Raw genomic sequence first — 25,194 nt, forward strand, 5'->3', positions numbered from 1 at the left:
CCGTACGCGAGGGCGTAGGGTTTCCCCGTGCCGGTAACGTTCGATACGTTGCGGTGCGGGTTCCGGGTCCGGGCCGAGCGGTGACCAGCCGGTTCTGGACGGTTGACGGCAGTAGAGCATGGACAGGATGCGTGACTACCCTGGGTGACACCAGAAAGACAGACTGCTGTCAAATCGCGGGGACATCCGGATGCGCTTCCAGTCGGTGACAACCTGGGCTTTCTTCTTGAGTTGCGGCGTGATGGAATCTCGGAGGTCCGACCCGCCCGGGTCGGTCGATCAGCGGTGCCCTGGGCCTTTGGCCGGGTACTGGATGGAAAGGCGGTGACGTGAGCAAGCGGCCGAAGACAGCAAGCCCGATCCTGTCGCGTCTCCGCTGGCCGGTCGCCGGCCGGCTGCGCGACATGCCGATCTGGTCGAAGCTGGGTCTGATCATGATCGCGCCGACCATCGCGGTCGTCGTGGTCGGTACGACCAGCATCGTCGACCACATGGAGACGTTGGACGACGCGAACCGGGCGCACACCCTGGCCACGCTCGCCCAGACCTCCGGCGAACTGGTGCACGACCTGCAGGACGAGCGGGCCGGCGCCGTACTGCTGCTCGGCGCGCAGAACGACACCACCCGGAAGACGGCCCGCGACGCCTACAACAAGGTGCATCCCGAGGTCGACAAGGCCAAGGGCCCCTACTCGGAGCGCCGGGCGCAGCTCGACGAGCTGCCGGGCAACTTCGACGCGCTGCTGGCCCAGATCGACCAGGGCCTGGCCGACCTGCCGGGGATCCGCAGCCAGGTCATCAACTCCAAGCTCAAGCTGACCGACGCGGCACAGTCGTACGAGGGTCTGATCAACGACCTGCTCAACATCCGGGACCTGGCCTCGCAGCTCGCCGGCAACGCCTCGCTGAGCGACCGGATGCGGGCCGCCGCCGCCAACGCCCGCGGCAAGGAGTTCCTGTCGATGCGGCGGGTCGTGGTGCACCGCGCCCTGATCGACGGTGAGCTGACCGCCGCGTTGCAGACCGACTACATCGCCACCGAGACCGGTCAGCAGCAGGCGTTGCAGACCTTCAAGGCGATCGCGACCGGCTCCGAGTCCGCCTTCTACGACGAGACGGTGACCGGCGCCGACGTGCGCGAGGTCGACAGCTACGGCGGCTGGATCCGGGGCCGGACGGACGCGAGCATGTCCGCCGCGCCGTTCGACGCCGACGACTGGGACTCGGCGATGGTCGGCAACGCCCAGCTGATCCGTACGGTCGAGGGCCGGCTCGACTCCGACGTGCTCGCCGAGGCGAGCGCGCTCCGCGACGACGTGCAGCGCCAGGTCTTCCTGGAGACCGGCCTGCTGCTCAGCATGCTGCTGCTGGCCGTGCTCTTCGCCTACCTGGTCGCCCGCTCGATGGCCCGCTCGCTGCGCGAACTGCGGCACGGCGCGCTCTCCATCGCCCAGTACGGCCTGCCGCACGCGGTGTCCCGACTGCGCGACCCGCAGATGACCGCGCAGATGTCACCGGTACAGGTGGCCAACCAGATCGCCGAGCCACTACCGGTACGCAGCAAGGACGAGTTCGGCCAGGTGACCGAGGCGTTCAACGCCGTCCACCTGGAGGCCGTCCGGACCGCAGCCGAGCAGGCCGCACTGCGGGCCTCGGTCGCGACGATGTTCGTCAACCTCGCCCGCCGTTCGCAGATCCTGGTCGACCGGCTCATCGGTCACCTGGACCGGCTGGAGCGCGGCGAGGAGGACCCGGACCGGCTGGCCGAGCTCTTCCAGCTCGACCACCTGGCCACCCGGATGCGCCGCAACGACGAGAACCTGCTGGTGCTCGCGGGCGCCGACTCGACCCGGGTGCAGCGTGAGCCGGCGGCACTGATCGACGTGCTCCGGGCCGCGCAGTCCGAGGTCGAGCACTACACCCGGATCGAGTTCGGCATGGTCGACCGGGACATCGAGGTCCAGGCCGCCGCCGTCAACGACCTGGTGCACCTGGTCGCCGAGCTCTTCGACAACGCCACGGCCTTCTCCCCGCCGGACTCGCAGGTGATGGTCGAGGCCCGCCGGGTCGGTGACCGGGCGACGCTCTTCGTCGAGGACCGGGGCATCGGCATCACCGCCGAGCAGCTACAGGACCTCAACGAGCGGCTCGCCACGCCGCCCGCCGTCGACGTGACCGTCTCCCGGATGATGGGTCTGGTCGTGGTCGCCCGGCTGGCGTCCCGGCACGGCGTCAAGGTCGAGCTGCGGCCCGGCCACGACCGGGGCACCGTCGCCGACGTCACGCTGCCCACCACGATGCTGATTCCCCGGGCGCTCTCCGGCCGGACGCAGCACCCGGGCGGCTTCCCGGGTACGCCGGAACCCTCCGCCCGCCCCGCGCTCGGCGCACCGCTCGCCCTGGAGAGCGGACCGGCCGCCCCGCCGGTGCCGGCCTTCGGCGGCGACCGTGGCCCCGGCTTCGGTGGCGACCGTGGCCCGGGCTTCGGTGGCGACCGTGGTCCAGGCTTCGGCGGCGACCGTGCTCCGGGCTTCGACCGCGACCGCGACGGCGCTCCGCACGGCCGACCCTACGAGCCGGCGATGAACGGCGGCGGGCAGGGCGGCGCCCCGAGCCAGCCCCGGGAGATGCCGGCCTGGTCCGACCTGACCGGCGCCCGGGCGGGACGCAACGGAAACGACCCCTTCACGCCCCGGATCCCCAACGGACACGACATCGAGCCGCTACCGCAGCGGCGGGCCACCGAGCAGGATCCGGCCGGCCTCGCGTCGGAGACGACGATGTCCGGGTTCATCCCCCGGCAGCGCCCGGCCACGCCGGATCCGCAGCCGAACGGACTGACCGCGCCACCGCCGGTCTCCGCACCGCCGGTCCCGCCGGTTTCGGCTCCGCCGGCCGGGCAACCGCCGGTCTCCGCGCCACCGTTCGGTCTGAACCCGTCGCCGGCCGTGCCGCCGCCAGCGCCGATCCCGGTGCCGCCGCCGGCCGCGCAGCCGCCGGTTCCGGGCGGCAACGCACCTCCGGCCTGGCCGCCGGTGAACACGCCGGACCGGGAGGCCAGCGCGCCGCCCGTCCCGGAGCGCCTGGCCGCGGCCCTGGACATGACCGCCGAGCTGCCCAGGATGGCTCGGCCCCCGGCGGCGGACGCCACGGCCAACGCGGAGGCGCGGCCGAAGTTCGCCGACGAGACCATGGAACTGCCGATCTTCCGCGAGTTGGAGTCGGCCTGGTTCCGCACCCGCCGGAAGCCGGAAGAGACCGGTGGGCAGCCGCAGGGAGCCGGTCCGGCCTCCCAGGCGACCGGCCAGGCCGTCGCGGTGGACACCGCCGTTCCCGACGCGGCCCAGGCCGGATCCGTACCGACGACAGGCAACGCGGCAACGGTGCACAGCCCGAGCTCCGGTGGCCAGCAGCCGGGGAGCGGGCCGGGCACCAACGGCACCGGTCGGCCAGGCGAGGGCGGCGGCTGGCGTACGGCTGCCGACGACGGTTGGCGGGCAGCCATGGCGGCTACGGCAGCTGCCACGACGTCGGGTGGCCAGACCACCCAGACCGGACTGCCCAAGCGGGTACCGATGGCACAGTTGGTGCCCGGAGCGGTGGAGAAGCCGACCACCTCGGTGCAGCGTCGTACGCCGGAGGCGGTTCGCGGGCTCTTGTCCGCGTACCACCGTGGGGTGCAGCGTGGCCGCACGCACCCGACGGACGACCAGTCGACCAACCCGGAGGCGACTCCGGCTGGGCAGCGATCCCCGCAGGCCGGGGTGGGCCCCGCGACCGCAAGCGGCCAGAAGGAGCATGAAGGATGACATCTACGCAGGATCTCGGTTGGCTCTTGGCCAACTTCGCCGATCGTGTGCCCGGCGTCGCCCACGCGATCGCCGTCTCCGCGGACGGCCTGCTCCTGGCGTCGTCACGGGACCTCCCGCGTGACCGGGCGGATCAGCTCGCCGCGATCGCATCCGGCCTGGTCAGCCTCACCCAGGGGGCGGCGCGCTGCTTCGAGGGTGGGGCGGTGCTGCAGACAGTGGTCGAGATGGACAATGGTTTCCTGTTCCTGATGTCCATCTCGGACGGCTCGTCGTTCGCGGTCCTCGCCGCCCGCAGCTGTGACGTCGGGCAGGTGGGATATGAGATGGCACTGCTCGTCGACCGGGTGGGTGACGCGTTGACGCCGCCGCCCCGGGCCGCTGCGGGGATGTTGAGCTAGGTGGTACCCGGCCGGTGTGGTTCGCCGGCCGGTGCGACGACAATGGAACAATGACGAACTCCAGGCTTTGAGTCTCGGGTACGACGAGAAGGGGGTGAACGGCGATGATGGCTGAACGCGACGAGCCGACGGGCGCGCTGGTGAGGCCATATGCCGTTACCCGTGGTCGTACTAGGCCGAGACTGGACATCGCCCTGGAGGCGCTCGTCGAGACGACGGTGCGCGGTCGGTCCGCCGGTAACGGCAATGGCGGCCAGGGCCGGGAGCATCAATACATCGCCGCGCTGTGTGATGGTCGGCTGCAGTCGCTCGCGGAGATCGCGGCGCGGATGCAGTTACCGCTCGGAGTGGCTCGGGTCCTGATCGCCGACATGGCCGCCGATGGCCTGGTGGCGGTGCACGAACCGACAATTCTGGACGACTCAAACGACGCGGTGGGCACTGAACTGCTGGAGAGGGTGCTGAGTGGACTTCGCAGGCTCTGACATGTCGCACCGCCCAACGGCCGGGCGCGTGACATCGGCGAAGATCGTCATCGCCGGTGGCTTTGGCGTCGGCAAGACAACACTGGTCGGTTCGGTCTCGGAAATCACGCCGCTGACCACCGAGGCGATCATGACGTCGGCTGGGGTGGGTGTCGACGACACCCGCCAGGTGCCAGGCAAGACGACCACCACGGTCGCGATGGACTTCGGTCGGATCTCGATCGACCGGGATCTCATCCTGTACCTGTTCGGCACGCCGGGCCAGACGCGGTTCTGGTTCATGTGGGACGAACTGGTGCGGGGCGCGATCGGTGCGGTCGTCCTGGTGGACACCCGCCGGCTGGCCGACTGCTTCGCGGCCATCGACTTCTTCGAGCACCGGCGGCTGCCGTACCTCGTGGCGATCAACTGCTTCGACGGGATGCAGTACCACGACCCGCAGGACGTGCGGGACGCGCTGGCGATCTCGAACGAGGTTCCGGTCGTCGCGTGTGACGCCCGGAACCGGGAGTCGACCAAGCACGTGCTGATCTCGCTGGTCGAGTACGTGCTCACCATGCGGCGCTCGCGCGCCGTCGCCCCGGCCTGACCGGCGAGCACACGTCGCCCGTCGGGAGCGGCCCGGCCCTGGGCCGGTACGCCCGACGCGGTTGCCCGGCCCGTGCCGGGTAGGCGGCTGCCCGCGTCCGCCCGTTGGCGACGGCGTCGACCGCGACCCGGGTGGAGGGGTCTCTGAGCCGGTGTGGCGAGGCGGAGCGGAGGGGCCGGGCTTCGGCGCCGGTGGCCCCGCCCGGCGACCCCGTCGACCGGCATCCGGATCGCCCGGTCGACCGGCATCCGGATCGGACGGTGCCCGGACCGGTCGACCTCTGGAGGCGGCCCGGTCGGCTGTGAAGCGGTTCGCCGGACTTGCTCCACACCTGGCGGGCCGGCCCGGTCGACTATGGAGGCGGCCCGGTCGCATCGGGAGCGTCACCGTCGCCTCGGATGGTGATGGCGGAAGTGATCCCGCGCCGTGCCGGCAGCGCCCCCGTCAGAGCCAGAGCGGCGACCGGGGGTCCCGCGTCGCCCTGGAAAGCCACTCTGGAGAGCCGTCTCGGCGACGGTAGGCCGCGAGGGCGGCGGAGCGCCGTGACGGGACGTCAGGAGACCCGGCTCCAGGAGCCGGAGACCACGGTGAAGACGCCGAGCGAGTCCGGCTCCATCCCGCCGTGCCGGATCGGGGCGAACGCGTACGCCCCGGCGATCCCCTCGGTGATCTGGTTACCCAGGTAGGCACGGAGCCAACCCCGGTCGACGCTCTTGCCGAGCCGGGCGGCGTTGACGATCAGTCGCAGCGCGTCCGCCCCGTACGGGGCGAAGCCGCTGAACGAGCCGTACAGGTGGATGTAGCGGTAGACGAAGTCCCGCCGGTCCAGCCCGGCGGTGGAGGTGTTCGTCAGCGACGAGCTGTTCAGCGAGGCGGGGTGCACGACGTACGCGCCCTCGACCGCCGGGGCGTTCGTCTCCGAGAGGGTGTCCTCGGCCACCGCACCGGCGTCGAAGAAGATCCGGCCCTCGTAGCCGGTCTGCCGCAGCGCCCGGGCCGCCGTACCGGAGAACGGCGCGGTGCCCCAGATGACCACCGCGTCGGGATCGGGATCGGTCACCTTCCGGGCCGCCGGTCGGTAGTCGGCGTTCTCGGCCCGGGGCAGCCGGGTCACCTTGACGAGGTCGACGTCGACCGCCTTCAGAGCCGCTGTGAGGGCCCGTACGCCCGAATCGCCGTGCGCGCCAGGCGTCGCCAGCAGACCGACCCGTTCGAAGCCCTGCGAGCGAATCAGCGGGGCCAGCGCCCTCGCCACGTCGCGGGCGTCCGGGGTGAGTTTGAAGATGTACGTCCGCTGCGCCAGCGGCACGGTGAGGTTGTCGGCCGCGGCGAAGGAGATGAACGGCACCTGCTGCTGCTGCGCGATCGGGATGATCGCCAGGGAGGTCTCGGCGAGGCAGCCGCCGATCAGCGCGTGCACGTTCTCCCGGGTGGCCAGTTCGGTGGCGTGCTGGGCGGCGAGCCGTGGTTCGCTGGCGTTGTCCCGGACCACCAACCGGACGGTGCGGCGCAGGTTGCCGACGGGTACGCCCTGCTCGTTGAGCTTGTCGACGGTGATCTTCAGCGCCCGTTCCTGGAGTACGCCCAGTGCCTGGCCGGGGCCGGTGAGTTCGAGGCTGGCGCCGATGACGAGTTCGCGGGCGTCCGGTCCGGGCGGCCCGACCGGATCCTGGTCGTCACGGCCGCAGGCGGCGAGCAGGGTGGTGGCGACTGCCGCCAGGAGGCCCCGCCGGCTCAGCGTCCACGCCTCGACTGCCGGTCCGGCCATCGTCGCCCTCCATCCGCTGGTCGCAGGTGTCGCCTACGGTCCCGGGGTATGGTCGCGGCACCTCCCACGGGTCGTCAACTCCGCACACTGTGGGAAGAAACACCAGGTCGACGTAGGTTGAAAGCTGATTGACCAGTCAGCCGACGGGTCCTGACCGGACGGTCCGGGCGGCACTGTCGACCGGCCGGGCCCGGCAGAGCGGAGCGTGGCCGAGCGGGCACGCAGTGCCCTGCGCGGACGCGGAAAACCCACACCGGCCGAGTCGTCGACGTGCCGGTGTGGGTTTGCGGTGGAGCGGTTCGTCCGGCTCGGTCAGGAGCGGTAACCGGCGGAGCGGTATTCGTAGTCGAGGTTGTCAGCCCGCTCGTCGGGGTCGCGGCTGAAGTCCCAGCCTCCGGCGGCCTCCCGGCCCGGCCGGCCACCCACGGCGTAGCCGCCGATCTCCTGGCCGCGCCGCCAGCCCCGGAAGTAGCCGGTGGTGTGCTCGGCGATCCGGGCCGCGTCACGGACGATCCGCAGCGGGCGCTCGTCCCGCAGCGGCGAACCGGGCACCAGGTTGGCCTGCGGCACCCGCTTGGGCAGGCCGGCATTGGTCGAGGCGCCGACCGAGGGCCGGGACGCCTGCTCGGCGGCCCGCCAACCACTGTCGGCGGTCGACGACCACTCCACCTCGCTCTCCTCGGGGTGACCGGTGAACCAGGCGGACCTGGCCGCCGCGAAGATCAGCAGGTCGCCGTCACCCTCGTCGGAGACCGGGGGCGTGCTCGGCTCGGTAGTGCGGCGGGGCAGGGCCGATCCGGCGCGGGCCGCCGGCTCCTCCCGGTCCACCAGGCGCAGCGGCGGGTTGTCGGCGGGCAGACCGTTGTGCAGGGGCCGGTCGGCCAGCGGCGACGGCTCGACGAGGCGCAGCGTCGGCGGCTCGGGGGGCAGGTCGTCCGCCTGCCACGGCGGGGTCACCCGCCCGTCGGCGGGCGCCGCGCTGACCGGGGCGTCCCGCTCGCCGGACTGCCCGCCCGGGTAGCCGGGGTATCCCGACCCGGCCGCCCGGTCGTCCTGCTCGTCGCCCGAGTTGACCAGCGGCCAGTTGGCCCGGGAACCGGGCGGTGCCGTCGGCTCGGGCCGGGCCGCCGGCACCGACACGGTCAGGCCGGCGGCGGAGATGGTGCCCGGACGCGTCGAGCTGTCCCCGTTGGTCTTCGGCCGGGGCGTGATCGGCGTCGGCCGCCGCTCGTTGCGGGCGCTGTTGATGGCGGCGGTGGTCAGGGTGGCCCGGAAGGGTTCGCCGGCCTCGGCGGGCGGGATCGACCCGCGCTGCGTCGGTGGGATCGGCGTCATCCCGGGCGGCGGAGGCGGCGGCGCGGAGACCGGCCGGTTCGCCATCGTGTCCGCCTGGTAGGCCGGCGGCGCGGAGGAGGGCGCCGCCGAGCGCGGCTCCCGGGGCGGTCCGGAGACCGGCACGACCGGCATCGAGAGCGTGGCGGCCGGCGACAGCGGCGGCGCGGAGGAGGGGGTGACCGGTGGCGGCGCCATCGGTGGCGGTGCGACCGGTGCCGGGGCGACCGGCGGCGGCCCCATCGGCTGCGGGCTGGCCGGCCCGGTGCCGGCCGCCGCCGGCTGGTGCCGGTTGCGCCGACCCGAGCTGGGCACCGGCTCCCGCACCGGCAGCCCGGTGCCGGCCGGCGCCGGGGCGTCACCGACGCTGCGCCGCCCGGCCCGCCGGCTCGGAGCCGGCGTGCTGACGACCCGGGCGGTCAGGGTGGCGACCAGCGCGTCGCAGCCGGCGTCGCAGGCGCGTACGGCTGCCACGGCCTGTCGTACGGTCTCCGCCGCCGCCGAGGTGAGGGCCTTGTTGGCGGCGCCCCGTCGAGGGGTCTCCGCGATGGCGACCCGGAGCGCGGTGACCGCGTCGGTGATGACGTCGGCCTCGGCCACACCGTCGGCGGCGAGGTGGGCGGCGATGGCGTCGGTGGCGACCGAGGTGTCCCGGCCACGTGCGGCGGTGCCGCCGAGCATGCCCGGCTCGGGCAGCGCGTCGAGTACGGCCAGCGAGACCGGCTCGGCCGGGTCCGGGTACGCCCGCAGCGCGGCCGGGTAGAGCTCGCGCAGCACCTCGCGCAGGGCCACGGCGGCGGCGTGCCGGCCGTTGGCGAGCGCGGCGTGCGCGGCGAGTACCGGCTTGAAGCTGACGAGTTCGCGCGGCGGCGGCAGGGTGGCCGCGGAGAGCGCACCGGCCTGCAACGCCCGGGCCAGCCCGACGGCGCGCCGCTCGGCCGGGGCGGATTCCCGCTCCTCGGCCGACTCGTCGTCGGCGAAGCGTTCGGCGAAGTCGTCGACGGCGTCGTCGTCGGCGATGACCAGTGGACGCCCGGCCGCGCTCAGCAGCGAGGTGACCAGGTGGTCGTCGCTGTCCGCCGCGACGGCCACGCCACTCGGCCCGCTGCCCCGTTCGACGAGCACCGCGCCGAGCTGGGCGTAGCCAGCCGGGTCATCGGTGATCTCGCAGACGTGGAGCAGTCTGCCTGCGTCGTCGACCACTGCGGAGGTCAGCGTCGCGCCGGCCGGAGCCGGCCGACCCGTCGCGTCCGCAGAGGCCAGACCGCAGTACACCCGCACGAGCGCCACGGCGTCGTCCTCCTCCCGAGACACAAGTGGTGTGCCAAAGACTGATGCTCCCTGGTGAGGGGTCAGTCGCGCCAGTCCACGGCGGCAGAGATCTTGCCGATAATCGTGCGCCACCCGAGACTTGCGGTTTGTGCCCCGATTTTCTTGAGTCGCCGCCGACCCCGGAATCCGCCGAGGCCGCCGGCCACGGTGGCCCGGAGCGCCTCGTCGAGGTCGTCCAGGCTGGAGCCGGGTGACAGCATATCCAGTACGGCCGGCAGCCGGAGCGCGTAGGCCAGGTCGCGGGCCACCTCACCTGCCTCGATGAGCAGCGTCGAGTCCCAGACGTCGTGCCCGCCGCGGAGGTTCTCCACCACGAGGTCGAGCTCGTAGGAGTCCTCGTCCAGCGGGGCGACGTCGGCCGGCGTGATCCGCTCGACGAGCTGGTCCCAGGTGTCCAGGTCGGCCAGATCGTGCGGCGCGCCGGACCGGACGAATGTGACGAGAGCCTCAGGGCTCTTGAAGAGCAGCAGCTTCCCCCGGTACGTGAGGAAGGCCGGCACCTCCTCGCCCTCGTCCTCCTCCTCGGCCTCCGTCTCGGCCGCCTCGGCGTCGGGGTCGGCGGCCCCGGACTTGCCGTCCCGCTCCGCCTCCTCCTTCTCCGCCTCGGCGAACTGGTCGGCGACCTCCTCGTCCAGGATCACGACGGTCTCGTCGTCGTCCTCGTCCTCGTCGACCTCGGCCCGCCGGGACCGGCTGGCGAAGAGGTCGTCGTGCTCCCGGTCCTCGATGTCGGTCAGCGTCAGTTCGCTCGCCGGGCGGTACGCCCGCAGGGTGAAGCCGGAGCCCGAGGGGAGGGCGATCTCGACCGGGTCGATCCGGACCTCTTCCCACAGCGAACGGTCCGCCGTGCCGGACGTCGCCGGGGCGTCGCCGGTGCCGGCGGTGTCGTCGCTGCTTTCCGAGGAGCCGGCGTCGATCTGCCCGGGGTCGACAGCCCCGTCGCTTCCGACGGGCTCGTTTCCGGGCTCGTCGGTTTCGGGCCGGTGGGACGACTGGCGGGCCACGCTGACCTCCGTGTGCGCTCGATGTGGGCACCCGACCCGGCGAGGGTGCCGGCGGATCGGTGACTCTGCGCACACACCCTAGTAGGCCGGCGGCGGGCGTGGATGCCGGCACCCCGTTGGACTTCGCCGCATATATTAGTAGGCTTACTACCTATGAACGCCCAGGCGCTGCACGGCCATCTCGATGCGCTGCTGCTCGCGGTGCTCGAGCGGGGGGCGCTGCACGGCTACGCGATCATCGAGGCGCTCCGGGCCCGCAGCGGCGGCGTGCTCGATCTGCCAACCGGGACCATCTATCCGGCGCTGCGCCGGTTGGAGCGGGCCGGCTACGTCAGCAGCGCCTGGAGCACGGTCAACGGCCGCGAGCGCCGGACCTACGAGTTGACCGGTGCCGGGCAGCGTGCCCTGGCGGGTGAGCGGACGAGCTGGCAGGAGTTCAGTTCGACGGTGGGGCAGTTCCTCGGCGGAGCACCCACCCCCGGCGCACCCGCCTGAGGCGTCCGCGCCGGGCTCAGCCGCCGAGCGCCAGATAGTCCCGTTCCGCGCCGGTCTGGCGTAGCCACTGGTCGCGGTACCAGCCCGGTCGGTCGACGAGTTCGGCGTGGCTGCCCCGGTCGACGATCCGCCCCTGGTCGAGGACGACGACCTCGTCGTACCGGTCCACACCGGACAGTCGGTGCGTCACGAGTACCACGGTGCGGTCCGGGCCGGCGTACGCGGTCGCCGAGCCGAGCACCGCGTCGGCAGCCGTTGGGTCGAGACCCTCGGTCGGCTCGTCCAGCACCAGGACGCCGGCCGGGGCGGCGAGCAGGGCCCGGGCCAGCAGCAGCCGCTGACGTTGCCCGCCGGAGAGTTGACCGCCGTCCTCGCCCACCATCGTGTCCCAGCCGGCGGGCTGCTGGCGTACCCAGTCCAGCAGGCCCGCCGCCGAGGCCGCGCCGACCAGGTCCTCGTCGGTCCCGCCGGTCGGGTCGTCGCCGGTCCGGCCGAGCAGGAGGTTCTCCCGGACGGTGGCGTGGAAGACGTGTGCCTCGGCGAGGAGCCCGCCGACGATCCGGGGCAGCCGCTCGACGGGCAGGTCGGGCAGGTCGACGCCGTTCAGCAGTACCCGGCCGTGGTCCGGCCGGACCATCCCGGTCAGCACGGCGAGCAGGCTGCTCTTACCGGCACCGCTCGGACCGACGACGGCGATCCGGCTCCCCGCCGGAAGGTCGAGGCTCACCCCGTCGAGCGCGGGCGGGCCCGGGCGACGGTACCGCAGGCTCACCCCCTCGACCCGGCAGTGCCAGCGTCGGGCCACCCGCGCCGTCCCGGAGCCGTCACCGGACCCGACGCCCGGGGTCGCCGCCGACTCCGCCGGGGCGTCCACCAGCAGGTCGGCCACCCGGGTCAGGCCGGCGCGCAGCCGGGTCCAGTGCCGGGCCGCGCCGACCAGCGCCAGGGCCGCCTCGACGGCGGCGAGCGTGCCGACCGCGAGGACCCCGACGAGTACCCCGGAGACGCCCGCCCGCAACGCCACGGTCAGCACGGCGGCGCTGGTCGCACCGGCCACCAGTACCCCGAGGCCGTCGACGGCCCAGCCCAGCGCCGCCGTCCGGCGCTCCAGCCCGGCGAGTTCGCGGGCCCGGGCGTCCGCCCGGTCCAGCGCCGCTCCGGTCGCGCCGAACGCGGCCAGGTCGGCGGCGCCGGCGGTCAGGTCCACCGCGTCCCCGGCGAGCGCGCCGCGCAACGGCGCCACCCGGTCGGCGGTACGCCGGGTGAGCACCGCCGCCAGCGCCGGGAGCACGACTCCGGCCAGCAGCAGCCCGCCGGCCAGCGCCAGCCCGGCGAGCGGGGCGACGGCGGAGGCGCCGAGCACGGCGAGCAGGCCCACGAGGCTGGCCGCCGCCCCCGGGACCAGCACCCGGAGCAGCAGGTCCTGCACCGCCTCGACGTCCGAGACGAGCCGGCTGAGCAGGTCTGCGGAGCGCTGCGGGGCGGCGGTGCGCCGGGCCGCCAGCGCGGCGAAGACCCGGGCCCGAACCTCGGTGACGACCCGCAGCGCGGCGTCGTGCCCGGCCAGCCGCTCGGTGTAGCGGAGCACGCCCCGGCCGATCGCCAGGGCCCGTACCGCGACGATCGCCACGGTGAGGGTGTCCAGCGGCGGTCGGCCGGCGGCGCTGACCAGGAGCCAGGTCGCGGTCGCCAGCAGGGCCAGCCCGGCGAGTTCGGTACCGGCGGCGAGCAGGCCGGCGCCGAGCAGCCGACCGAGGTACGGGCGGGCCAGCCGCCAGACGGTCCGTTCGGGACGCAGTCTCACGCCACCACCTCCCGGGGCAGCGCCGCGACCGGCTCCTGCTCGGTCACCCGTCCGTCCTCGACCCGGAAAACCCGGTCCGCCTCGGCCAGCAGCGTCGGGCGGTGCGCCACCAGCAGGGCCGTACGGCCGGCGACCAGCCGTCGGGTGGCCGCGAGTACGGCCGCCTCGGAACCGGCGTCGAGCCGGGCGGTGGGCTCGTCGAGCAGCACGATCGGGGCGTCCCGGAGGAAGGCCCGGGCCAGCGCCACCCGCTGCCGCTGCCCGCTGGAGAGCCCGTGGCCGCGCTCGCCGAGCCGGGTGTCGAGACCGTCGGGGAGGTCGGCGACCACCTCGGTCAGGTCGGCGGCCCGGACCGCGTCCCGGACCGCCCCGATCGGCGCGTCCGGTGCGCCGAGCCGGATGTTGTCGGCCAGCGAGGTCCCGAACAGGTGAGCCCGCTGCGGTACCCAGGCCAGTTGCCGGCGCCACCCGGCCAGGTCCAGCGTCGCCAGGTCGGTACCGCCGACGGTGATCCGCCCGCTGCTGGGGGTGACGAATCCGAGCAGCAGGTTCAACAGGGTGCTCTTGCCGGCGCCGCTCGGCCCGACGACCGCGATCCGTTCGCCGGGCCGGATGGTGAGGGTGACCTCCCGCAGCGCGATGCCGCGCTGGTATTCCACGGTCACGGACTCGAACCTGATCTCGTCGTGCCCGCCGTGCCCGCCGTGTCCGCCGTGTCCGCTGTGCCCGCCGGGCGTGGGTGGGTATTCGCCGTCCCGGCCGCCCGGGTCGCCGGTGCGCACGACGGCCGGCGCGGCCGGAGCCCGGGCGGCGGTGCTGCCGGCGGGCGGCTCGGGGCCGAGCAGGGTCAGCGCCTCGTCCAGCGCGGTCAGTCCCTCCTGGCTGGCGTGGAACTGGCTGCCGGCGGCGCGCAGCGGCAGGAACGCCTCGGGGGCGAGCAGCAGCACCAGCAGCGCGGTCTGCAGGGCGAGCCCGCCGCCGAGCAGCCGCAGGCCGATCGGCACCGCGACCAGGGCGACCGAGAGGGTGGCGACCAGTTCGAGTACCAGCGCGGAGAGGAAGGCGATCCGCAGCGTCCGCATCGTCGCGCGGCGGTGCCGGTCGGCCATCCGGCGTACCACGGCCACCTGGGCGGGGGCCCGGCCGAACAGGTGCAGGGTGGGCAGCCCGCGCAGCATGTCCAGGAAGTGGCCGCCGAGCAGTGCCAGCCGGCGCCACTGGCGTTCGGTGGCGGCCTGGGCCTGCCAGCCGAGCAGCGCTCCGAAGATCGGGACCAGCGGCAGGGTCGCCGCGATCACCAGGGCGGAACTCCAGTCGGCGAGGAACAGCCGGGCCAGTACGGCCAGCGGCACCGTGATGCTCAGCACGAGCTGCGGCAGGTAGCCGGTGAAGTACGCGTCGAGCGCGTCCAGGCCGCGCCCGGCCAGGGTGGCGAGCTGACCGCCGCGCTGCCCGGAGAGCCAGGCCGGTCCGCGCCGGTCGACGGCGGCGAGCAGGTCGGCCCGGAGGGTGGCCTTGACCGTGGCGGCGGTCCGGGCCGCCAGGGTGCCCTGCGCCCAGAGCAGGGCCGCCCGGCCGGCCACACTGGCCAGGAAGCCGGCCAGCGCGGCCCGGTCGAGGTGCCCGCCGGCCGCCTCGGCCAGCACGATGGCGAGGGTGGTGGCCTGGGCGATGACGAGTCCGGCGGCGACGACGCCGAGCACACCGAGCAGTCCGAGCTGACGCCGTGCGCCGGGCACCCGGCGCAGCAGGCGGGGATCGAACGGCCGGCGACTCACCGCCGCACCGGAAGGCCGGCGATCAGCCGCACCGGAAGGCCGGCGATCGGCCGCACCGGGAGGCTGGCGATCAGCCGGGCCGGGTGGACCTGCACGTCGCCCGGCACCGGGGTACGGGGCGATGCCGGCGGCTTGGGCGATGCCGGGGTGGGTGCCGGGACCGGCGACGGTGGGAGCCGGGGCGCTGCCGGCGGCATCACCCCGTCCGTCCGGCGTGGCCGGCGACCGTCGAAGACCCATTTCCCACGCATCTTTTCGGGCAGCTTCCGTGACAGGGCCAGTTTACTACGAGGTGTAGTAGATGCCCGACGACTCAGTGCAGGAACAGCGACACCGGCAGGGTGACCAGGGCCGTCGCCAGCGCCAGCGCGGTCGCGCCGGGCAGCCGGCCCGGTCGGCGTACCTCCAGCAGGCGCTGCACCCGGGCGTCGAGTTCACCGTCGGCGACCCCGAGCGCACCGGCCGGGGTGACCCGGGCACCCGCGCTGGCGAACCGCAGCAGCGCGGCGGCGAGCGGGCCGTCGGCGTGCAGCCGCCGGGCCTTGTCGTCGGCCCGCATCTCCACCAGCAGGGCGACGGCGTCGTGTGCCGCGCGTACCCAGCCGACGCCGGGTAGTGCCCGGCAGAGCGCGGTGAAGGGAAGCAGCACCAGGTCGTGCCGCTCGTCGGCGTGCGCCCGCTCGTGGCTGAGTACGGCCGCGAGCTGCGCCCGGTCGAGCAGGCTCAGGGTGCCGGCGCTGACCACCACCTGCGGGCGTACCCCGGGCAGGCAGTACGCGGCCGCGCTCGGGTGGTCGAGCACCAGTGCGCCGGGGGCGGCCGGGTCGTCCCGGGCCACCAGGGTCAACAGGTCCCGGTGCCGGCGCTGGGCGCGCAGCGCGCCGAGCAGGCTCCGCGCCGTCGAGCCGAGCAGCACCGCCGCCACCCCCAGCCCGATGCCGACCAGGCCGAGATGGGTCACCCCCAGGCCGGGCGGCAGGTCGCCACCGCCGAAGAGGTCACCGGCGAGCGAGCGCAGTGCGGAGCCGGTGCCCTGGCCGTACGGGGCGAGCCCGAGCGAGATCGGCAGCCCGATCGCGGAGAGCCCCAGCGCCAGCCCGACGAACTGCCAGCAGACGATCGCGACCCGGGGACTGTGCCACGCCCACCCCGCGCCGAGCCGGCCGGAACGGGCCAGCACCTGGGCGGCGAGATAGCAGGCCAGCACGGCGAGCGCGAAGTGCGCGGCGTAGAGCATCGGCTCAGCCCTGCCGTTCCGCGGCCGGCGGCCGGTCGGACGCGGCCGGGAACTCGTCGGCCTCCTCGTCGAGCGCCGCGCGCAGCACCTCGGCCTCGGTCCCGGTCACCGAGCGGGCGAACCGGACCAGCGCGGCGTCCCGGCTGCCGGCCAGGTCCAGCGCATCGAGCATCAGCCGGGCGATGTGCGCCTCGCGGCTGGCGGCCGGCCGGTAGCGCCAGGCCCGCCCCTCCCGCTCCCGCTCGACCATGCCCTTGCCGGCGAGCCGGTCGAGCACCGTCATCACCGTGGTGTACGCCAGCTCACGGTCCCGCAACGCCTCGGCCACCTCGCGGACGGTCGCCCCGGCACCGGTACCCCGGTCCCAGAGCACGTCCATCACTGCACGTTCGAGATCACCGAGTCGCGTCACGCGGCAATTCTACTACCCGTTGTCGTATAGTCTCCGCCCCGGTGGCCGCCCTGTGACGCAGCTCCGGCCGCCGGCTCAGACGCCCTTCGGGTGCCAGACGGTCTTCGTCTCCAGCAGCGCGGTCATCCGGCCGATGCCGGGATCGGCGGTCCAGTCGACCGGCCCGGCCGCCGGCCGGAGCACCCGCTTGAGGTTTCCGGCCGCCGCCCGCTCCAGCTCGGCGGCGAGCCCCGGATCGTCCACCCCGGTCAGGTCGAGCGCGTTCACGTCCATGTGCCCGGCGAGCCACGGCGCGGTCTCGGCCGGGCGGCCGGTGAGCAGGTTCACCACCCCGCCGGGCAGGTCGGAGGTGGCCAGCACCTCGGAGAGGGTGATCGCCGGCAGCGGGCTCGCCTCGGCGACCAGTACCACCACCGTGTTGCCGGTGACGATCGCCGGAGCCACCACGCTGACCAGCCCGAGCAGCGCCGGCTCGGCCGGGGCGAGCACCCCGACCACTCCGGTCGGCTCCGGCGCGGAGATGTTGAAGTACGGCCCGGCGACCGGGTTGGCGTTGCCGTACACCTGGGTCAGCTTGTCGGCCCAGCCGGCGTACCAGACCCAGCGGTCGATCGCCTCGTCCACCTCGTCGGCCGGCACACCGAGACCGACGAACTGGTCCCGCCGGCCCTCCAGCATCTCGGCGACCCGGTAGAGGATCTGCCCCCGGTTGTACGCGGTCGCACCCGACCAGCCCTTGACCGCCGCCCGCGCCGCGAGTACGGCGTCCCGGACGTCCTTGCGGGAGGCGAGTGCCACGTTGGAGTTCTGCACCGGATACGACCGCCCCGACTCGCTGCGCGGGAACTTCCCGCCGATGAAGAGCTTGTACGTCTTGCGTACCGCCACCCGTTCAGACATCGAGGTACGCCTCCAGCCCCTGCCGGCCGCCCTCTCGGCCGTAGCCCGACTCCTTGTAGCCGCCGAACGGCGAGGTGGGGTCGAACTTGTTGAACGTGTTCGCCCAGACGACTCCGGCGCGCAGCCGGTCGGCCATCCAGAGGATCCGGGAACCCTTGTCGGTCCAGATCCCGGCCGAGAGCCCGTACGGCGTGTTGTTCGCCTTCTCCACCGCCTCGGCCGGGGTACGGAAGGTCAGCACCGAGAGCACCGGCCCGAAGATCTCCTCCCGGGCGATCCGGTGTGCCTGGCTGACCCCGGTGAAGATGGTCGGGGCGAACCAGAAGCCCCGGTCCGGCAGCTCGCACGGCGGGGACCAGCGCTCGGCCCCCTCACTCGACCCGATCTCGCTGAGCGTCCGGATCCGGTCGAGCTGGGCCGCCGAGTTGATCGCGCCGATGTCGGTGTTCTTGTCCAGCGGGTCGCCGACCCGCAGCCGGGCCATCCGGCGCTTGAGCGAGGCGAGCACCTCGTCGTACACCGATTCCTGGACCAGCAGCCGGGAGCCGGCGCAGCAGACGTGGCCCTGGTTGAAGAAGATGCCGTTGACGATGCCCTCGACGGCCTGGTCGACCGGGGCGTCGTCGAAGACGATGTTCGCCGCCTTGCCGCCCAGCTCCAGGGTGAGCTTCTTGCGGGTGCCGGCGACCGAGCGGGCGATCTGCCGGCCGACCTCGGTGGAGCCGGTGAAGGCGACCTTGTCGATCCCGTCGTGCTCGACCAGCGCCCGGCCGGTCTCGCCGGCCCCGGTGACGATGTTGACCACCCCGGGCGGCAGGTCGGCCTGCTGGCAGATCTCGGCGAAGAGCAGCGCGCTCAGCGGGGTGGTCTCGGCCGGCTTGAGCACCACCGTGTTGCCGGCGGCCAGCGCCGGGGCGATCTTCCAGGCGAGCATCAGCAGCGGGAAGTTCCACGGGATGACCTGACCGGCGACGCCGAGTGGGCGCGGGTCCGGGCCGAAGCCGGCGTGGCCGAGCTTGTCGGCCCAGCCGGCGTAGTAGAAGAAGTGCGCGGCGACCAGCGGGACGTCGACGTCCCGGGACTCCCGGATCGGCTTGCCGTTGTCCAGCGACTCCAGCACGGCCAGCTCGCGGCCCCGCTCCTGGATGATCCGGGCGATCCGGAACAGGTACTTGGCCCGGTCCCGGCCCGGCATCGGCCCCCAGACCTCCTCGTACGCCCGGCGGGCCGCCCGGACCGCCCGGTCCACGTCGCCGGGGCCGGCCTCGGCGACCTCGGCGAGCACCTCCTCGGAGGCCGGGTTGATCGACTTGATCGTGCCGCCGTCACCCGACTCGACGAACTCGCCGTCGACGAAGAGCCCGTACGACGGCTTCAGGTCCACGACGGCGCGCGACTCCGGCGCCGGGGCGTATTCGAACATCGTCAGTCCAGGGTGAAGTAGTCGGGGCCGGAGTAGACGCCGGTGGTCAACTTGGTGCGCTGCATCAGCAGGTCGTTGAGGAGGCTGGAGGCGCCGAACCGGAACTGGTCGGGGTGCAGCCAGTCCGGGCCGGCGGTCTCGTTCACCAGCACCAGGTATTTGATCGCGTCCTTGGTGGTCCGGATCCCGCCCGCCGGCTTGACCCCGACCTGCCGGCCGGTGGCGTCCCGGAAGTCCCGGACCGCCTCCAGCATCACCATGGTGACCGGCAGGGTCGCGGCCACCGGCACCTTGCCGGTCGAGGTCTTGATGAAGTCGGCGCCGGCCAGCATGGCCAGCCAGGAGGCCCGCCGGACGCTGTCGTAGGTGACCAGCTCGCCGGTCTCCAGGATGACCTTGAGGTGGGCGTCCCCGCAGGCCGCCTTCACCGCGACGATCTCGTCGTAGACCTCCTGGTAGCGGCCGGAGAGGAAGGCGCCCCGGTTGATCACCATGTCGATCTCGTCCGCCCCGGCGGCCACCGCCGCGCGGGTGTCCGCGAGCCGGACCTCCAGCGGCGCCTGCCCGGACGGGAAGGCCGTGGCCACGCTCGCCAGGTGCACCCGGCCCGCGTCGCCGGCCGGTCGGGCCGTCGGGCCCCAGAGCGCCTCGGCGGCCACCGGAACCATCGTCGGATAGACGCAGAGGGCGGCGACCGGCGGGCAGGACGGGTCGGCCGGGTCCGGGCGGAGCGCCTTGGCGGCGAGCGCGCGTACCTTGCCGGGGGTGTCGGCGCCCTCCAGCGTGGTCAGGTCGACCATCCGGATCGCCAGGTCGATCGCCCACGCCTTGGCGGTGGTCTTGATCGAGCGGGTGCCGAGCATCGCCGCCCGCTGTTCCGCGCCGACCTGGTCCACGCCGGGTAGGCCGTGCAGGAAGGCCCGTAGGGTCGCCTCGGAACGCCCCACCTCGGTCAGGTCGGAGCGCGCCGACGCCGCTGTCGCCGTCATGGCGGCAAGTCTACGCACCGGCCCGAGCATGTGATCTTGGCCATAGCCGCCGGTCGGGCGCCGACGCCACCGGCCCGGGGAGCGGGCGACCGGGACGAGGTCCCGCCCGAGGTTAGCGGTAGGTTGAGCGACCGTGGACGTACTCGTGGTTGACCACCCCGTAGCCCAGACGCGGCTGACCGTGATGCGCGACGCCCGGACCGACTCGGCGTCGTTCCGCGCCGCGCTGCAGGAACTCACCACCATGCTGGTGTACGAGGCCGCGCGCTCGCTGCCGGTCGAACAGTTCCCGATCGACACGCCGGTGGCACCCACCCAGGGCACCCGGCTGGCCAACCCGCCCCTGCTGGTACCCGTGCTCCGCGCCGGGCTCGGCATGGCCGACTCGGCGCTCGGCCTGCTGCCCGAGTCGTCGATGGGTTTCGTCGGGCTGGCCCGGGACGAGCACACCTACGAGCCGCGTGCCTACATGGAGTCGCTGCCGACCGACCTGACCGGCCGGCCGGTGCTGGTACTCGACCCGATGGTCGCCACCGGCGGTTCGCTGGAGCACTGCTGCCGGCTGCTGGCCGACCGAGGCTGCACCGACATCACCGTGCTCTGCGTGCTAGCCGCGCCGGCCGGCATCGAGCGGCTGGACCGCTCCGGGCTGCCGTTGCGACTGGTCACCGCCGCGATCGACGAGCGGCTCAACGACCAGATGTTCATCGTCCCGGGGCTCGGTGACGCCGGTGACCGGCAGTTCGGCGGCATGCCCCGGTTCTGATTCCAGCCCGACCGGTTCCGGATTCCGGGCCGAGCGTCCACCGGTCCGGCCGGGACACATGCGCGGCTGGCGCGGAACGGCTACCGTTCCGGGCCATGACAGGTGTTGGGCTGGCCGAGGAGTTGCTGCTGCTCGGCTACGACGATAAGTCCGGCAAGGCGACCGGCTCCCGGATCGGGCTCGACCTCGGCATGGCCGCCGCCGTGCTGGTCGACCTCGCGCTCGCCGGCCGGGTCGCCTTCTCCGACGGTTCGATCGTGGCCACCGACCCCACGCCGACCGGCGACCCGATCGCCGACGACGTGCTCGCCCGGATCGCGGCGGACACCCCGCACACACCGGCCTCCTGGGTGCAGCGGCTCCGGCACGGGCTGCGCGACCGGATCCTGAGCGACCTCTGCACCCGGGGCGTGATCAGCGACGTCGACGAGACCGAACTCGGCTACATCCACGTGCACCGGTACCCGGTGCTCGACCCGTCGGTCGAGGCCGAGATCCGGGGCCGGCTGACGGCCGCGCTGACCGGCGAGGCCGTACCCGACGAGCGGACCGCCGCGCTCGCCGCCGTGATGGCGGCGATCCGGGTGCAGCCGAGCCTCGGACTGACCGGACCGGCCGCCGAGGACGCCCGGAAGCGGCTGACCGAGATCGCCCGGAGTGCGGGCTTCACCGACGGGGGGAGCCTGGAGGAGTCCACCATCCGCCCCTCGGTGGCGCTGGTGATCGCCGCGCTCTCCCGGGCCATCGACGCCGCGCTGGGCAGCCGGAGCTGACCGCCGGCCGCCCCCGCCCGACACCTGGCCGGCGGGCGGCCGGCTACCAGATACCGAGGGCCGCGGCGGTCTCGGTGCGCAGGGCGCGGACCGAGGCTGCGGCCCGCTCCCGGGCCGCCGGCACGTCACCGTCGACCACCGGCTCCACCACCTCCAGGTACGCCTTCAGCTTCGGCTCGGTCCCGGACGGCCGGACCACCACCCGGGCCGAGTCGGTACGCAGGATCAGTACGTCCGCCGCCGGAGTCAGGTCCTCGACCGAGGTCACCGGCTCGTCGAGCAGGGTCTTCGGGGTCTTCCCCCGGATGTAGGCCATCGTCTTGCCGATCTCGCCCAGGTCGTCGACCCGGACCGAGAGCTGGTCGGTCAGGTGCACCCCGAACTCGCCGGCCAACTCGTCGAGCCGGTCGGTCACGGTCCGCCCCTGCGCCTTGAGCGTCGCCGCCAGTTCGGCGAAGGTGAGCGCGGCGCTGATCCCGTCCTTGTCCCGCACCTGGTCGGGGGCGACGCAGTAGCCGAGCGCCTCCTCGTAGCCGTAGGCCAGCTCGGCGTCGCCGGCCTCGGCCCGGACGATCCACTTGAACCCGGTCAGCGTCTCCCCGTACGGCACGCCACGCGCCGCGCACAACGTCCGGAGCAGGGAGGACGAGACGATCGTGGTGGCGTACAGGCCGGTGCGGCCCTGCCGGACCAGATGGTCGGCCAGCAGGATCCCCACCTCGTCGCCGTGCAGCATCCGCCAGCCGCGTACCGGGTCGGGGACCGCCACCGCGCACCGGTCGGCGTCCGGGTCGTTCGCCAGCGCGATGTCCGCGCCGATCTGCCGGGCGAGCGCGACCAGCTTGTCGGTCGCGCCCGGTTCCTCCGGGTTGGGGAATGAGACGGTGGGGAAGTTCGGATCCGGCTCGGCCTGCTCGGCGACGATCCCCGGCACGCCGAACCCGGCCCGGGCGAAGACCGAGGTCAGTACGGCGGCACCCACCCCGTGCAGCGGGGTGTACGCCACGGTCAGCCCGCGCGGCCCGTCCGGGTCGATCAGCCCGGCGGTGGCCCGGACGTACCCGGCGACCGTGTCGTCACCGAGCACCGTCCCGGGCCCGCCCAGCGGTACCGCCGCCAGCGGCCCGACCGCCCGGATCGCCGCCTCGATCTCGGCGTCCACCGGGGGCACGATCTGCGCCCCCGCGCCCCGGAGGCCGCCGGTCGAGGCGCCCAGATAGACCTTGTAGCCGTTGTCCTGCGGCGGGTTGTGGCTGGCGGTGACCATCACCCCGGCGACCGCACCGAGGGCCCGGACCGCGTACGCCAGCACCGGGGTGGGCAGCGGCCGGGGTAGCAGCAGGGCCGGCCGCCCCGCACCGGTGGCCACCCGGGCGGTCCGCTCGGCGAACTCCTTCGAGCCGTGCCGGGCGTCGTACCCGATCACCAGCGGGCCGGACGCGTCCCGGCTGGCGAGCCAGCCGACCAGCCCGGCCGCGGCCGCGGTGACCACGGCCAGGTTCATCCCGTTCGGGCCGGCGCGCAGCGGACCCCGCAGCCCGGCGGTGCCGAAGGTGAGCGGCCCGGCGAACCGGTCGGCCAGCTCGGCGGCGGTCGCCGGCAGCCGGTCGATTACCCCGCGCAGCTCGTCCCGGGTCGCCGGATCGGGGTCGTCGTCGAGCCACGCCTGCGCCCGTGCCCGCAGCCCGGTCAGCTCGTCGGGGGACCCGTCCGGGGAGATGCCGTCGGGCTGCTTCGGTTTCGCCACCATCGGACTGTGATAGCACGCCGGCCACCCCCGGACGCAGTCCGGCCCCGCCCCGGCGTGGTGTACGCCGGAGGCGGGGCCGGGTGGGAAGGCGTCAGCCGGCGCTGCCGAGCCGGAACGACTTGACCATCTCGTCGAAGATCGGCTTGCTCTCCTCGAACCGGGCATCGGGGGTGGTCAGGTAGAAGGAGTACACCTTGCCGCCCTGCACCAGTCCACGCCAGATGCCGTGCCGTTGCTCGTCGCCGTCACCGCAGGTGTATTCCAACTGCGCGGCGGGCTTGCCGCTCAGCTCCTCGTCGGTCAGCCCCACCTGCCGGTACGGCTTGGCGCAGCTCTTGCTCGACTTCAATCCGTTCGCGGCGATCTCCGCCCAGCGGCGTGAGCTGTCGCCCTTGAAGTCCTCGACCAGCACCCGGACCCGTCGTCCGCTGCCGTCCGGGTCGGTGTAGTCGATGTAGACGGCCTTCTTCGGGGCCGCCTTCTTCCAGTCCTTCGGTACGTTGAGCGAGACTCCGCGTTCGTCGTGCGGCTGGGTGGCGAAGGACGCCGGTACCGGGGCCTGGCTGGTCGGTCCGGCCTGCGGCGGCGGCGTGTCGGCCGGGTCGTCGCCGCCGATGGAGAGCGCGACGATGCTGACCAGCAGTACTGCGGCGACCCCGCCGGCCACGGCGAGCTGCATCTTCCGGGGCCAGCCCTGGACCGTCCGCACCACCGAGTCGCCGGCCTGCCGGGCGCCGGCCAGGCCGCGGCCCACGCCGCCACCCCTGGCGGTGTGCACCGTGCCGCCCCGGCCGCCGGTCCCGGGCATCGCGCCGGTCGGCGTGTGGAGCGGCCCGCTGCGCCGGCCGGCCGAGCCCGGCATCGCCCCGGTCGGGGTGTCCAGCGGGTTGGCGCCGGCCGCCGGGGGCCGGTTGGAGCTGGCGGTGTCGCGGGAACTCCGGGCGATCCGCTCGGTCAGGGACTCGCCCGGGGCGAGCATCGCCGAGCCGCCGATCTCGCCGTTGGTCGCCGGCCGGCCGGACCGGCCTGGCTGGGCTCCGGCCGGCGCCGGTGACTGGGGAGCGCCCGCCGGCTGCTGCCACGGCGAACGCTGGCTCGGCACCACCGCGTACGGGTCGGTGACCATGTGCCCGGCGGCATTGCTGGCCAGCGGGCCGGCCAGCAGTTCGCGGAGCATGGTGCGGGAGGCGGTCACGTCGAGCCGGCGGGCCGGATCCTTCTCCAGCAGTCCGAGCAGCACCCGGGTCAGCGCCCCGGACCGGACCGGCGGGGCCGGCGGGTCCTCCACCACCGCGTGCATGGTCTCGATCGGGTCGCCCTTGTCGAAGGGCGGCCGCCCCTCGACCGCCGTGTAGAGGGTGACGCCGAGCGAGAAGAGGTCGCTGGGCGGGCCGAAGTCCTGGCCCATGGCCCGTTCCGGCGAGATGAAGTGCGGCGAGCCGAGCACCATGCCCGGGGTGGTGAGCTGGACGTCGGTCGGCATCCGGGCCACCCCGAAGTCGGTGAGCACGCAGCGACCGTCGGAGCAGATCAGCACGTTGGCCGGCTTGACGTCGCGGTGTAGCACCCCGATCGCGTGCGCCACCTCAAGGGCGCCGAGCAGGGCGATGCCGATCTTGGCGACGGCGCGCGGCGCCAGCGGTCCGTCCTCGATCACCATGTCGGCGAGGCTGCGCGCGTCGAGCAGCTCCATCACGATCCACGGCCGCCCGCCCTCGGTGACCACGTCGTAGACCTGCACCACCGCCGGGTGTTGCAGGGCCGCCGCGGCCCGCGCCTCGCGGAGGGTGCGTTCGTACATCGCGTCGCGGTCGCTGGGGGCCAGCCCCGGCGGGAGTACGACCTCCTTCACCGCCACGTCGCGGCGCAGCAGGGTGTCGGCCGCGCGCCACACGGTGCCCATGCCGCCGTGGCCGACCGCCGCCCGCAACGAGTACCGACCGCCGATGGTGATGCCGGGTGCCGCACGTCCGTTGGTGGGATTGGCCGGTCCGCCACTCCACGTCGGGATCTGAGTCACAGAAAAGCCACCGAAGAGAATCGAGGGGGCACAGGACAGAACCCCCCTATATTGCGGGTTCCGACCGCAGAAGGGAAAGACAACCGCCGGAGTTCCCGAGAACTCGACCGTACGTGGTTGTCACCTC

General features: G+C 73.8%; 20 protein-coding genes. 7 read left to right on the plus strand and 13 right to left on the minus strand.

The genetic code is table 11. The features are described 5' to 3' along the window. The first annotated feature begins 329 nt into the window (after window positions 1-329). The 4 genes from C6W10_RS09640 to C6W10_RS09655 all read left to right on the plus strand — a co-directional run bounded on the left by C6W10_RS09640 (window position 330) and on the right by C6W10_RS09655 (window position 5,284). The gene (locus C6W10_RS09640; protein WP_107257775.1) at window positions 330-3,809 is read left to right on the plus strand and encodes a sensor histidine kinase; all 3,480 of its coding nucleotides are present in this window, start codon (window positions 330-332) and stop codon (window positions 3,807-3,809) included. Further along, the gene (locus tag C6W10_RS09645) at window positions 3,806-4,210 is read left to right on the plus strand and encodes a roadblock/LC7 domain-containing protein (protein WP_107257776.1); all 405 of its coding nucleotides are present in this window, start codon (window positions 3,806-3,808) and stop codon (window positions 4,208-4,210) included. The genes C6W10_RS09640 and C6W10_RS09645 overlap by 4 nt, the downstream gene beginning before the upstream one ends. A gap of 107 nt (window positions 4,211-4,317) precedes the next feature. Beyond that, window positions 4,318-4,695 carry a DUF742 domain-containing protein gene (locus tag C6W10_RS09650; protein WP_101371820.1) on the plus strand — a complete coding sequence of 126 codons (378 nt, stop codon included), beginning with the start codon at window positions 4,318-4,320 and terminating at the stop codon, window positions 4,693-4,695. Between the two features lies 1 nt (window position 4,696). After that, window positions 4,697-5,284 carry an ATP/GTP-binding protein gene (locus C6W10_RS09655; RefSeq protein WP_101369592.1) on the plus strand — a complete coding sequence of 196 codons (588 nt, stop codon included), beginning with the start codon at window positions 4,697-4,699 and terminating at the stop codon, window positions 5,282-5,284. Window positions 5,285-5,837: 553 nt separating this feature from the next. On the opposite strand, the gene C6W10_RS09660 is transcribed toward C6W10_RS09655, so the two are convergent. The 3 genes from C6W10_RS09660 to C6W10_RS09670 form a co-directional block, all read right to left on the minus strand. Next, a complete protein-coding gene (locus C6W10_RS09660; RefSeq protein WP_107257777.1) occupies window positions 5,838-7,052 on the minus strand; it encodes an ABC transporter substrate-binding protein in 1,215 nt (404 codons plus the stop codon). Between the two features lie 312 nt (window positions 7,053-7,364). Beyond that, a complete protein-coding gene (locus C6W10_RS09665) occupies window positions 7,365-9,698 on the minus strand; it encodes a transposase (protein ID WP_107257778.1) in 2,334 nt (777 codons plus the stop codon). Window positions 9,699-9,736: 38 nt separating this feature from the next. Continuing rightward, window positions 9,737-10,720: a DNA primase gene (locus C6W10_RS09670; protein ID WP_107257779.1), complete on the minus strand. Its 984-nt coding sequence runs from the start codon at window positions 10,718-10,720 to the stop codon at window positions 9,737-9,739. Between the two features lie 153 nt (window positions 10,721-10,873). On the opposite strand from C6W10_RS09670, the gene C6W10_RS09675 reads away from it, so the two are divergent. Continuing rightward, window positions 10,874-11,215 (plus strand): PadR family transcriptional regulator, encoded by a 342-nt coding sequence (locus C6W10_RS09675; protein ID WP_107257780.1) that lies wholly within the window; start codon window positions 10,874-10,876, stop codon window positions 11,213-11,215. A gap of 16 nt (window positions 11,216-11,231) precedes the next feature. Here the strand turns inward: C6W10_RS09675 and cydC are convergent, their stop codons facing one another. The 8 genes from cydC to deoC form a co-directional block, all read right to left on the minus strand. Continuing rightward, on the minus strand, window positions 11,232-13,019 hold the full coding sequence (cydC, locus tag C6W10_RS09680; RefSeq protein ID WP_107257781.1) for a thiol reductant ABC exporter subunit CydC: 1,788 nt from the start codon (window positions 13,017-13,019) through the stop codon (window positions 11,232-11,234). Further along, on the minus strand, window positions 13,016-14,797 hold the full coding sequence (cydD, locus tag C6W10_RS09685) for a thiol reductant ABC exporter subunit CydD (RefSeq protein ID WP_107257782.1): 1,782 nt from the start codon (window positions 14,795-14,797) through the stop codon (window positions 13,016-13,018). Before cydD ends, cydC begins: the two co-directional genes overlap by 4 nt. Continuing rightward, the gene (locus C6W10_RS37205) at window positions 14,794-15,048 is read right to left on the minus strand and encodes a hypothetical protein (RefSeq protein WP_159104529.1); all 255 of its coding nucleotides are present in this window, start codon (window positions 15,046-15,048) and stop codon (window positions 14,794-14,796) included. The genes cydD and C6W10_RS37205 overlap by 4 nt, the downstream gene beginning before the upstream one ends. 62 nt (window positions 15,049-15,110) lie before the next feature. Beyond that, complete coding sequence (locus tag C6W10_RS09690; protein WP_107257783.1) at window positions 15,111-16,034, minus strand: M56 family metallopeptidase; 924 nt, start codon at window positions 16,032-16,034, stop codon at window positions 15,111-15,113. Window positions 16,035-16,038: 4 nt separating this feature from the next. Beyond that, a complete protein-coding gene (locus C6W10_RS09695) occupies window positions 16,039-16,446 on the minus strand; it encodes a BlaI/MecI/CopY family transcriptional regulator (protein WP_107257784.1) in 408 nt (135 codons plus the stop codon). Between the two features lie 75 nt (window positions 16,447-16,521). Next, on the minus strand, window positions 16,522-17,346 hold the full coding sequence (locus C6W10_RS09700; protein ID WP_107257785.1) for an aldehyde dehydrogenase family protein: 825 nt from the start codon (window positions 17,344-17,346) through the stop codon (window positions 16,522-16,524). Next, window positions 17,339-18,769 carry an aldehyde dehydrogenase family protein gene (locus C6W10_RS09705; RefSeq protein WP_107257786.1) on the minus strand — a complete coding sequence of 477 codons (1,431 nt, stop codon included), beginning with the start codon at window positions 18,767-18,769 and terminating at the stop codon, window positions 17,339-17,341. The genes C6W10_RS09700 and C6W10_RS09705 overlap by 8 nt, the downstream gene beginning before the upstream one ends. 2 nt (window positions 18,770-18,771) lie before the next feature. Continuing rightward, on the minus strand, window positions 18,772-19,758 hold the full coding sequence (deoC, locus tag C6W10_RS09710; protein WP_107257787.1) for a deoxyribose-phosphate aldolase: 987 nt from the start codon (window positions 19,756-19,758) through the stop codon (window positions 18,772-18,774). A 133-nt stretch (window positions 19,759-19,891) separates the two neighbouring features. Between deoC and upp the strand changes: the two genes are divergently transcribed. Then, window positions 19,892-20,524 carry a uracil phosphoribosyltransferase gene (upp, locus tag C6W10_RS09715; protein WP_107257788.1) on the plus strand — a complete coding sequence of 211 codons (633 nt, stop codon included), beginning with the start codon at window positions 19,892-19,894 and terminating at the stop codon, window positions 20,522-20,524. 95 nt (window positions 20,525-20,619) lie between these two features. Further along, window positions 20,620-21,297 carry a GPP34 family phosphoprotein gene (locus C6W10_RS09720; RefSeq protein WP_107257789.1) on the plus strand — a complete coding sequence of 226 codons (678 nt, stop codon included), beginning with the start codon at window positions 20,620-20,622 and terminating at the stop codon, window positions 21,295-21,297. A gap of 43 nt (window positions 21,298-21,340) precedes the next feature. Here the strand turns inward: C6W10_RS09720 and C6W10_RS09725 are convergent, their stop codons facing one another. Then, complete coding sequence (locus tag C6W10_RS09725; protein WP_107257790.1) at window positions 21,341-23,047, minus strand: phospho-sugar mutase; 1,707 nt, start codon at window positions 23,045-23,047, stop codon at window positions 21,341-21,343. 91 nt (window positions 23,048-23,138) lie between these two features. Further along, a complete protein-coding gene (locus tag C6W10_RS09730) occupies window positions 23,139-25,067 on the minus strand; it encodes a serine/threonine-protein kinase (RefSeq protein ID WP_107257791.1) in 1,929 nt (642 codons plus the stop codon). Window positions 25,068-25,194: the final 127 nt, after the last annotated feature.

Source organism: Plantactinospora sp. BB1 (genome assembly GCF_003030385.1).
Taxonomy (GTDB): Bacteria; Actinomycetota; Actinomycetes; order Mycobacteriales; family Micromonosporaceae; genus Plantactinospora.